The 9,567-nt window shown below is 68.3% G+C and carries 10 protein-coding genes; 4 read left to right on the forward strand and 6 right to left on the reverse strand.

Annotated elements, in window-relative coordinates; genetic code table 11:
- From ipdC to A5624_RS00175, 3 genes are all read left to right on the forward strand, one after another.
- A partial coding sequence (gene ipdC / locus A5624_RS00165; RefSeq protein WP_066859641.1) for a (3aS,4S,5R,7aS)-5-hydroxy-7a-methyl-1-oxo-octahydro-1H-indene-4-carboxyl-CoA dehydrogenase occupies positions 1-1,062 on the forward strand: 1,062 nt, incomplete at its 5' end.
- Positions 1,063-1,117: 55 nt separating this feature from the next.
- Positions 1,118-1,765, forward strand: a complete 648-nt coding sequence (locus tag A5624_RS00170) for a SatD family protein (protein WP_082990431.1) — start codon at positions 1,118-1,120, stop codon at positions 1,763-1,765.
- Positions 1,762-2,502, forward strand: a complete 741-nt coding sequence (locus A5624_RS00175; RefSeq protein WP_066859647.1) for a hypothetical protein — start codon at positions 1,762-1,764, stop codon at positions 2,500-2,502. Before A5624_RS00170 ends, A5624_RS00175 begins: the two co-directional genes overlap by 4 nt.
- 38 nt (positions 2,503-2,540) lie before the next feature.
- Here the strand turns inward: A5624_RS00175 and A5624_RS00180 are convergent, their stop codons facing one another.
- The 6 genes from A5624_RS00180 to ipdE1 all read right to left on the reverse strand — a co-directional run bounded on the left by A5624_RS00180 (position 2,541) and on the right by ipdE1 (position 8,616).
- A complete protein-coding gene (locus A5624_RS00180) occupies positions 2,541-3,449 on the reverse strand; it encodes an endonuclease domain-containing protein (RefSeq protein WP_066859672.1) in 909 nt (302 codons plus the stop codon).
- 117 nt (positions 3,450-3,566) lie between these two features.
- Complete coding sequence (fadA6, locus tag A5624_RS00185; RefSeq protein WP_066859651.1) at positions 3,567-4,727, reverse strand: steroid 3-ketoacyl-CoA thiolase FadA6; 1,161 nt, start codon at positions 4,725-4,727, stop codon at positions 3,567-3,569.
- A gap of 1 nt (position 4,728) precedes the next feature.
- On the reverse strand, positions 4,729-5,349 hold the full coding sequence (gene kstR2, locus A5624_RS00190) for a TetR family transcriptional regulator KstR2 (protein WP_082990432.1): 621 nt from the start codon (positions 5,347-5,349) through the stop codon (positions 4,729-4,731).
- A gap of 78 nt (positions 5,350-5,427) precedes the next feature.
- Entirely contained in the window at positions 5,428-6,600 is a 1,173-nt protein-coding gene (locus A5624_RS00195) for a proline-rich domain-containing protein (protein ID WP_082984641.1), read from the reverse strand.
- 82 nt (positions 6,601-6,682) lie between these two features.
- The gene (gene ipdF / locus A5624_RS00200; protein ID WP_066859659.1) at positions 6,683-7,471 is read right to left on the reverse strand and encodes a (5R,7aS)-5-hydroxy-7a-methyl-1-oxo-2,3,5,6,7,7a-hexahydro-1H-indene-carboxyl-CoA reductase; all 789 of its coding nucleotides are present in this window, start codon (positions 7,469-7,471) and stop codon (positions 6,683-6,685) included.
- Complete coding sequence (gene ipdE1, locus A5624_RS00205; RefSeq protein WP_066859669.1) at positions 7,468-8,616, reverse strand: acyl-CoA dehydrogenase IpdE1; 1,149 nt, start codon at positions 8,614-8,616, stop codon at positions 7,468-7,470. Before ipdE1 ends, ipdF begins: the two co-directional genes overlap by 4 nt.
- A 120-nt stretch (positions 8,617-8,736) precedes the next feature.
- On the opposite strand from ipdE1, the gene A5624_RS00210 reads away from it, so the two are divergent.
- The coding region (locus tag A5624_RS00210) for an AMP-binding protein (protein WP_082990433.1) at positions 8,737-9,567 on the forward strand (831 nt) is incomplete at its 3' end.

Consider the following 9,567-nt stretch of genomic DNA (forward strand, 5'->3'; position numbering starts at 1 on the left):
ACGCCGCTGACCGAGCTGGTCGGTGTCGAGCACCCGGTGGTCCAGACCGGGATGGGCTGGGTGGCCGGTGCGCGGCTGGTGTCCGCCACGGCCAACGCCGGCGGGCTGGGCATCCTGGCCTCGGCCACCATGACGCTGGACGAACTGGCAACGGCCATCGCCAAGGTCAAGGCCGCCACGGATAAGCCGTTCGGCGTGAACATTCGCGCCGACGCCGCAGACGCCGGCGATCGCGTGGACCTGATGATCCGCGAGGGCGTCAAGGTGGCCTCCTTCGCGCTGGCGCCCAAGCAGGAGCTCATCGCGCGGCTGAAAGAGGCCGGCGTCGTGGTGATTCCGTCGATCGGCGCGGCCAAGCACGCCCGCAAGGTCGCCGGCTGGGGCGCCGACGCGATGATCGTGCAGGGCGGCGAGGGTGGTGGGCATACCGGCCCGGTCGCCACCACGCTGCTGCTGCCCTCGGTGCTCGACGCCGTGCAGGGCAGCGGCATTCCGGTGATCGCGGCGGGCGGATTCTTCGACGGACGCGGTCTGGCGGCCGCGCTGAGCTATGGCGCCGCCGGCGTCGCGATGGGCACCCGGTTCCTGCTCACCTCGGATTCGACGGTGCCCGACGCGGTCAAGCGCCGTTACCTCGAATCGGCGCTGGACGGCACGGTGGTCACCACCCGCGTGGACGGGATGCCGCACCGGGTGCTGCGCACCGGTTTGGTGGAGAAGCTGGAAGGCGGTTCGCCGGTGCGGGGCCTGACCGCGGCCGTGCGCAATGCCGCCAAGTTCAAGCACATGTCGCAGATGACCTGGCGGTCGATGATCAGCGACGGCCTGGCGATGCGGCACGGCAAGGAGCTGACCTGGTCTCAGGTGGTGATGGCGGCCAATACCCCGATGCTGTTGAAAGCCGGGCTGGTGGACGGCAACACCGACGCCGGCGTGCTGGCTTCCGGCCAGGTGGCCGGCATCCTCGAGGACCTGCCGTCGTGCGCCAAACTGATCGAGTCGATCGTGCGCGACGCGGTCCGGCACCTGCAGGCGGCGTCGGCCCTCATCGAAGGGGCGTAAACGCCTCGATAAAGCGTATAGCTAAATCGCCGGATGATTAAGCTATACTCTTCAAATGGCTCGGATGAAGCTGGATCCTTCATCACGGGCGACGCTCATCGGTGACGTCGTCGGTTCCCGGCGCGCCACCGACCGTTCGAAGCTGCATGGGAGCCTGGCGGCCGCCCTGCGACACGTCGCCGCCGAAGCGATCGGCCCGCCCGCGTTCACCGTCGGCGACGAGTTCCAGGGCAGTTACCCGACCGTCGGCTCCGCGATCGATGCCGCCCTGACGCTGCGGCTGGCCGTCGGCCCCGACATCGACGTCCGGTTCGGCATCGGCTGGGGCTCGGTCACCATCCTCGATGCCGCCGCGGGAATCCAGGACGGCCCGGGCTGGTGGACCGCCCGTGAGGCCATCCAGCACACCGCGGAGGCGCAGCGGCAGCCCGGCTTGACGCTGGTACGCACGATGTTTCGGGCCGAGGCCGGCACCCGCGACGACGTCGCCGCCGTCAACGCCGCCCTGATTTGTCGGGACCATCTGCTTGGATCGCTTGATGAACGGTCATTGCGGATAGTAAGGGGCTTGATGACGGGCCGGACCAAAAAGGAGCTCGCCGCCGAAGAGGGCATCAGCCCGTCGGCGGTGTCCCAACGCGCGAGCCGCGACGGCCTGGACTTGATTGTGCTTGCCAGTCAATACCTTCGGAGTCTGCCGTGAGCGCCGTGGCGGTCTTTCTCATCGCCCTCGGCGTCACCGACCTCTGCCGGCGTGCGGTCGGTGCGCTATGGCCACCGCTGCTGGCCGGGCCGGTGGTGGTGGTGGCGTGCGCGGGGCTGGGCGCCCTGTGGCGTGCCGGGGACATCGCGCTGCTCGTGCTGGCCGCCGCGGCGGTGGTGGCGTGGGAATGGCTTTGCGCGCGAAGCGAACTCAGCGGCAAAAACCAGATCGCTCCGCTGGCGGTGTTCGGCGGCGCGCTGGCGGTGCTGGCACTGTTATCCGGCTGGTCCTCGCCGGGCGGCGGCGTCGTCGCGCGGTGGTCGGCCTGGGTTCACCTGCCACTCAGCCATGTCACGCCCGCCCGGTTGCTGATGCTCGTCGGCGTGATGCTGGTCCAGTTCGCCACCGCCAATCAGTTGGTGCGCCTGGTGCTTGGCTCGGTGGGCGCGGTGCGCCCACCCGGTGAGCCGCAGCCGTCGGATCGGCTCAAGGGCGGCCGGCTGCTGGGGCCGCTGGAGCGGCTGCTGATCCTCAGCCTCGGCGTCGGCGGCCAGGTGGCCGCGGCCAGCGCCGTCGTCGCGGCCAAGGGCATCATCCGATTCCCGGAATTGAACGCCCAGACCAACCGCGACAACGGCGTCGGCATCGACGAGGTGACCGAGTACTTCTTGGTCGGCAGCTTCACGAGTTGGCTGCTCGCCCTGGGCGGCATCGGCCTGGTGGTGGCGACCCGGTAGGCGGCCGAATCCGGTAAAAGGTTGACCGAGGGTGGATTTCACGACGCGACACGCCGCGGTGCCGTCGAGGATTTCACGCTCGGTGGCCCAGGGCGCCATCCCGCGGCCCGCATCGCGTTGACGACACGGGCAATGAGGGTGCCGTGCCGATAGCGGAGAAGGTCGCTGCCGACCCGCACGATCGTCCAGCCCAAGTCGGCCAATGCGGTGTACCGGTCGATGTCGCGATCGCGCTGCCCGGCGTCCGTCCAGTGCTGCGGTCCGTCGTACTCGATGCCGACGCGCAGCTCGCGGTACCCCATGTCGATGCGGGCAACGAAGTCGCCGTAGTCGTCGCACACTCGGATCTGTGTCTGTGGCACAGGCAAACCCGCGTCGATCAGCACCAGCCGAGTACGGGTCTCCTGCGGAGACTCCGCGCCGCTGTCCACCAGCGGCAGCACCGCTTTGAGCCGACCCAGGCCGCGCGTGCCGCGATGCCCGGCCAGCACGGCTTCGATGTCGCTGATTTTGACGTCGGTGACGTTCGCCAGCGCATCGAGCCGCTGCACCGCGGACAGCCGCGACGATGTCCACCGTCCAACATCGAAAGCGGTGCGCGCCGGACTGGTCACTGGCATGCCGTCGACTTCGACTACCTCACCGGGGAGCAGTGTCTCGCTGTGCACGACGATGCCGGCGGGTGGGCGGCGATTGCCGTGCACCAGCTCAGCATCGAGCGTCGGATTCACCCACTTCGCCCCGAGCATCGCGGCCGCCGAGTTCCCCGCGATGACGCCGTTGCGCCGCGACCAAAGCCATGCCGCCCGCGCGCGTTCGCGCGCCGTCAGCGCGATGCCGCCGGGGGCGTAGACACCCGGATGGACAGGCTCGAAGAGGGAGCGCATTGCCCGCTCGGGCATCACTTTTGCCGCCAGGGCCTCACTGCCCAGGAAGAGCTCCGTCATGCCGCCGATGGTGCCAACCCGCACCGACAACCTCGCGAATGTGAATCCTACGACGCGACACGCGGTTGACGCGTCGTGGCTTTCACACTGGGCGACGGAAGCGAGTGCTGCACGAGGTCAGAGGCGCTCGATGATCGTGACGTTGGCCGTGCCGCCGCCCTCGCACATCGTCTGCAGCCCGTAGCGGCCACCGATGCGCTCCAGCTCGTTGAGCATGGTGGTGAACAGCTTGGCACCGGTGGCACCCAGCGGGTGGCCGAGCGCGATCGCGCCGCCGTTGGGGTTGACCTTCTCCGGGTCGGCCTTGATCTCCTTGAGCCAGGCCAACACCACCGGCGCGAACGCCTCGTTGATCTCGACGGTGTCGATGTCGTCGATGGACAGCCCGGTCTTGTCCAGCGCGTAGCGGGTCGCCGGGATGGGGCCGGTCAGCATGAACACCGGGTCGGCGGCGCGGGCGCTGATGTGGTGGATGCGTGCCCGCGGCGTCAGGTTGTGCTCCTTGACGGCCTTTTCGGACGCGAGCAGGACGGCACTGGCACCATCGGAGATCTGGCTGGCCATGGCCGCCGTCAACCGGCCCCCCTCGACCAGTGGCTTGAGCCCGGCCATCTTCTCCAGCGACGACTCGCGCGGCCCCTCGTCAACCCGGAACGGCCCGGATTCGGTTTCCACGGTGATGATTTCGTTGTCGAAGTGGCCGCCGCGAATGGCCGCGAACGCGCGCTCGTGGCTGGTCAGCGCGTAGCGCTCCATCTCTTCGCGGGACAGGTTCCACTTCTCCGCGATCAGCTCGGAGCCGCGGAACTGCGAGATCTCCTGGTCGCCGTAGCGGTGCAGCCACTGCTTGGATTCGTTTGTCGGTGAGGTGAATCCGAACTGCTCGCCGACCGTCATGGCCGACGAGATGGGGATCTGGCTCATGTTCTGCACGCCGCCGGCGACGATCAGATCGGCGGTGCCGGACAGGACCGCTTGCGCGCCAAAAGAAATGGCCTGCTGGCTGGAGCCGCACTGGCGGTCGACGGTGACGCCGGGAACCTCTTCGGGATAGCCGGCGGCCAGCCACGAGAGCCGGGCGATGTTGCCGGCCTGTGCGCCGATGGCATCGACGCAGCCGGCGATCACGTCGTCGACGGCGGCGGGATCGACGTCGACCCGGTCGAGCAGGCCGCGCCAGCCCAGGGCACCCAGGTCCACCGGGTGAATTCCGGCCAGCGACCCGCCGCGCTTGCCGACCGCGGTACGCACAGCGTCGATGACGTACGCCTCAGGCATTTCAGACTCCTTCTTCGATCTTCTTTGATTCCGCAGTGATCCCGCCGAGCACGATGGCGAGATATTGCTGGCCCACCTGCTCCGCGGTGAGCGGTCCGCCGGGTTGATACCAGCGCACCGACACCCAGGTGGTGTCACGGATGAAGCGGTAGATCAGGTCGACGTCGAGGTCGGGCCGGAAATACCCCTGTTCGACGCCCTGATTGAGCAACTCGAGCCACATCTTGCGCTGTTGCCGGTTCATGTCCTCGATGTAGGAGAACCGGGGCTGAGACAACAACCGCTGGGCTTCGTCCTGGTAGATGACGACCTGCGCGTGCCGGTGCTCGATCGCCTCGAACGACGCCATGAACAGCCCCTTGAGCCGCTCCAGGGGGTTGGCCTCGCTGTCGACGATTTCGCGATAGCGCGCGAACAGCCAGTCCAGGAAACTGCGCAACAGTTCGTCGACCATCTCCTCCTTGGAGGAGAAGTGGTGATACAGGCTGCCGGACAGAATGCCGGCGCTGTCGGCGATGTCCCGGACGGTGGTGGCGCGCAATCCACGCTCGGCGAACATCGTCGCGGCAAGCTCCAGTAGCTCGTCTCGCCGGCTGTTCGCCTGACCGGGCACTCGGTCCACCCGATCAGAGTATCAACCAAGCGCTTGCTTGGCCACCGACGCCTTGGTTTCCGATCCGCGGCCGCTCCGTCAGGAACGTCAGCGCAGCGAGACCACCGGCGGATTCTGCGACTCGTCGGCGTTGCCGGACACGAAGGTGTCGACGACGCTCGTCTTGGTGCCGCCCGACCGGGTCTGGGCCGTCAGCGGGAAGTTGACCGACCCGGAGAAGGACGCCTCGAGTCGGAAGGGATCGAACAGGTTGATCTTGAGGCCGCTGATGTCCGGTTTGCCCCAGGCGGCGGTCCCGTCCACCAGGTCGTAGTCGAAGGCGTGCTGCGGGCAGTCGGCCGGTCGCAGTTGGTTCGAGTTCGCGCAACTGGCCAGCGCCGCCGATATCGCGGAGCTGGTCGCGGCCAACCCCTTGTCGCTGAGTTTGAATTCCAGGTCGTTGAAGTACGCGCCCGATGTCGTCAGATTGTCAAGCAGGAAGGGCTTTTTCGTGTTGACGGCCAGATTCGGGTTGCTGCTGGAGACGTCCAGCCAACCGGGGAAGACGTAGACCGGCGCGGTGCCGACGGGCTTGCCGAAGAACGTCGCGGTTTTGACGGCGGCCTGCTCGATGCCCGCGTTCAGCGTGTCCACCTTGATCGCGGCGTGGTCGAGTTTCCAATCGCTGCCCGCCTTCTTGATCGACATGGTCACGTCCGAGGTGTTTTCGCCGAATTTCGCCGACACGTGCACCTGCCCGAAACCGAAAGCGTGCGCGGAATTGTCGTCGAGGATCTTGATGTCGGTGATCGGCCACCGCGCGATCTGCCGCTTGAGGATGTCGTCGGTCAGGAACTCCTTGGACGCCGGCTGATCGGTGCTGTACGACAGCGCGGCCTGCGCATCGCCGCGGGCCAGCGCCTCGAGGTAACCCTTGGCGGCATCACCGGCGCTGCCCGACCCGCCGCCACTGCTGACCGCGATCACGGTGATGACAACCGCGACAAGCACCGCGGCGGCCACGCTCAGCCCGATGATCCACGGCTTGCGATTGCGTTGCCCGGGACCGCCCTGCGGCCCGTTGAACTGGGCGACGGTGACCGGCGGTGGCGAGGGCCACCCCCCGTACGCGGGCTGCCCGAAAGGGGCTGGCTGACCCCCTTGACCCCACTGCTGCGGCCAACCCGCGTCGGATTGCCACGGGGCACCCGGTGGCTGGCCGGGTGTGCTTGCGGGAGGCGGGTTCTCACCCCACGGTCGGTGACCCGGTCCGTCGCTCACTGCACCCTCCCACCTGCGTCAACCGCGTTGGTCGACAATTGTAAACACGTCGCGGGCCGGCGCTAGTCAGCGATATCGCAGCTCATGGGTGCTGACTGGACACCGAGATGACCTCGCCGGTCAGGTAGCTGGAGTAGTCGCTGGCGAGGAACGCGATGGTGGCCGCCACCTCCCACGGTTCGGCGGCGCGCCCGAAGGCTTCGCCGGCCGACAGCCGGTCGAGCAGATCGGCCGACGACGTCTTCTCCAGAAACTTGTGTCGCGCGATGCTCGGCGACACCGCGTTGATCCGCACGTCGTACTCCGCGGCTTCGATTGCGCTGCAACGGGTCAGCGCCATCACGCCGGCCTTGGCGGCGGCATAGTGCGCCTGCGAATGCTGAGCCCGCCAGCCCAGGACGCTGGCGTTGTTGACGATCACCCCGCCGTGCGGCGCGTCACGGAAGTAGCGCAGCGCCGCGCGGGTGGCGCGGAACACCGACGTCAGGGTGACGTCCAGGACCCGATCCCACTCCTCGTCGGTCATGTCGACCACCGGCGTCTGCCCGCCCAGCCCGGCGTTGTTCACCAGGACGTCGACGCGTCCCATCCGCGCGGTCGCCGACGCGAACAGCGCATCGATCTGCGCGGTCGACGTCACGTCGCACAGCACGCTTTCGACCCTGCCCTGGCCGAGCGCGGTGAGTTGGTCGGCGGTCTCCCCCAACCGGCGTTCGTGGTGATCCGAGATCACCACGTCGGCACCCTCGGCCAGCGCCCGCCGCGCCGTCGACGCGCCGATGCCGGTGCCCGCGGCGGCGGTGACGACCACCACCTTGCCCTGCAGAAGTCCGTGTCCGGCAATCTCTTTCGGGGCTTCGGACAGGCTCATCCCTTCACCTCTCGGGGTAGGCCGAGCACCCGCTCGGCGATGATGTTGCGCTGGATCTCGTTGGACCCGCCGTAAATGGTGTCCGCGCGGGTGAACAGGAACAGCCGCTGCCATTCGTCGAACTCGCCGTCGGCCAGGGTCAGCCCCGGCTTGCCGATGACGTCCATGGCCAGCTCGCCGAGGTCGCGATGCCAGTTGGCCCACAACAACTTCGACACGTTGTCCTGTCCGGGCTGCTCGACATCCATGGTGGCCAGCGCGTAGCTGCGCATGGCCCGCAGCCCGGTCCACGCCCGGGTCAGCCGCTCGCGGATGAACGGGTCCTCGGCGGCGCCGGTCCGCTGCGCCAGCTCGGCGAGGTTGGAAAGCTCACGGGCGTAACGGATCTGCTGCCCGAGCGTCGAGACCCCACGCTCGAAGGTCAGCGTCCCCATGGCGACCCGCCAGCCGTCGCCGGGCTCGCCGACCACCAGAGAGGCCTCGGTGCGGGCGTCGTCGAAGAACACCTCGTTGAATTCCGCGGTGCCGGTGATCTGGACGATCGGGCGAACCTCCACGCCCGGCTGATCGAGCGGGACCAGCAGGTACGACAGCCCGGCGTGGCGCTTGGAGCCTTTCTCGGTGCGCGCGACCACGAAGCACCATTGCGACAGGTGGGCCAGCGACGTCCACACCTTCTGGCCGTTGATCACCCACTCGTCGCCGTCGAGTTCGGCGGTGGTCGCCACGTTGGCCAGGTCGCTGCCGGCACCGGGCTCGGAGTAGCCCTGGCACCACAGCTCGGTGACGTCGAGGATGCGCGGCAGGAAGCGCTGCTGCTGTTCGGGCGTGCCGAAGGCGATCAGCGTGGGGCCGAGCAGCTCCTCGCCGAAGTGGTTGACCTTGTCCGGGGCGTCGGCCTTGGCGTACTCCTCGTAGAACGCCACCCGGTGCGCGGTGGACAGGCCGCGGCCGCCGTGCTCGACCGGCCAGCCGAGGCACGTCAGTCCGGCCGCGGCGAGGTGCTGGTTCCATGCCCGGCGCTCCTCAAACGCCTCGTGCTCGCGTCCGGGCCCACCGAGGCCCTTGAGAGCTGCGAATTCGCCGACCAGATTGTCGGCGAGCCACTGCCGGACCTCCGCCCGGAACTCCTCGACGTCCTGCATGCCCTGTAGGCTAACCTACCAAGCACTTGCTTTGTAGCTCGGTGACGATGCGCGCCGCGGGGCGGCGTGAGGAGAAACCGGGCAATCAAAATCGCGTCAGCGCCGCTACAGGAGCATCCCATGACCAACGATCCGCGCACGGTGCCCGCCGCGCTGGATCGTTTCGCGAGCCGGCTGCCCGATCACGACGCGCTGATCACCGACGAACGATCCTTCACCGCCGCCGGCCTGCGCGACGAGGTGCACCGCGCGGCCGCCGCCCTCATCGATCTCGGCGTGCGGGCGGGCGACCGGGTGGCCGTCTGGTCGCCGAACACCTGGCACTGGGTGGTGGCCTGCCTGGCAATCCACCACGCCGGGGCCGCGATGGTGCCGCTGAACACCCGCTACACCGCCGCCGAGGCCAGCGACATCCTGGCCCGGACCGGCGCCCCGGTGCTGTTCGGCATGGGCCGCTTCCTCGGCCACGATCGCCTGGCCGACCTGCACCGCGCGGCGCTGCCCGCGCTGCGGCACATCGTGCGGATACCGGTCGATGCCGACGATCCTGTTCCGGCGACCTGGGACGAGTTCATCGCGCGCGGTACCGACCTCGACGCGGTCGCGGCTCGCGCGTCCGCCGTCGTCCCCGATGACGTCAGCGACATCCTGTTCACGTCCGGCACGACCGGACGCAGCAAAGGCGTGCTGTGCGCGCACCGGCAGTCGTTGTCGGCGTCGGCCTCCTGGGCGGCCAACGGCAAGATCACCAGCGACGACCGCTATCTGTGCATCAACCCGTTCTTTCACAACTTCGGGTACAAGGCCGGGATCCTGGCGTGCCTGCAGACCGGGGCAACGCTGATTCCGCACCTGACCTTCGATCCGCTGCGCGCACTGCAGGCCATCGAGCGACACCGCATCACCGTGCTGCCCGGGCCGCCCACCATCTACCAAACCCTGCTCGACCAC

It is taken from the genome of Mycobacterium sp. 1482292.6 (assembly GCF_001672995.1).
GTDB lineage: Bacteria > Actinomycetota > Actinomycetes > Mycobacteriales > Mycobacteriaceae > Mycobacterium > Mycobacterium europaeum_A.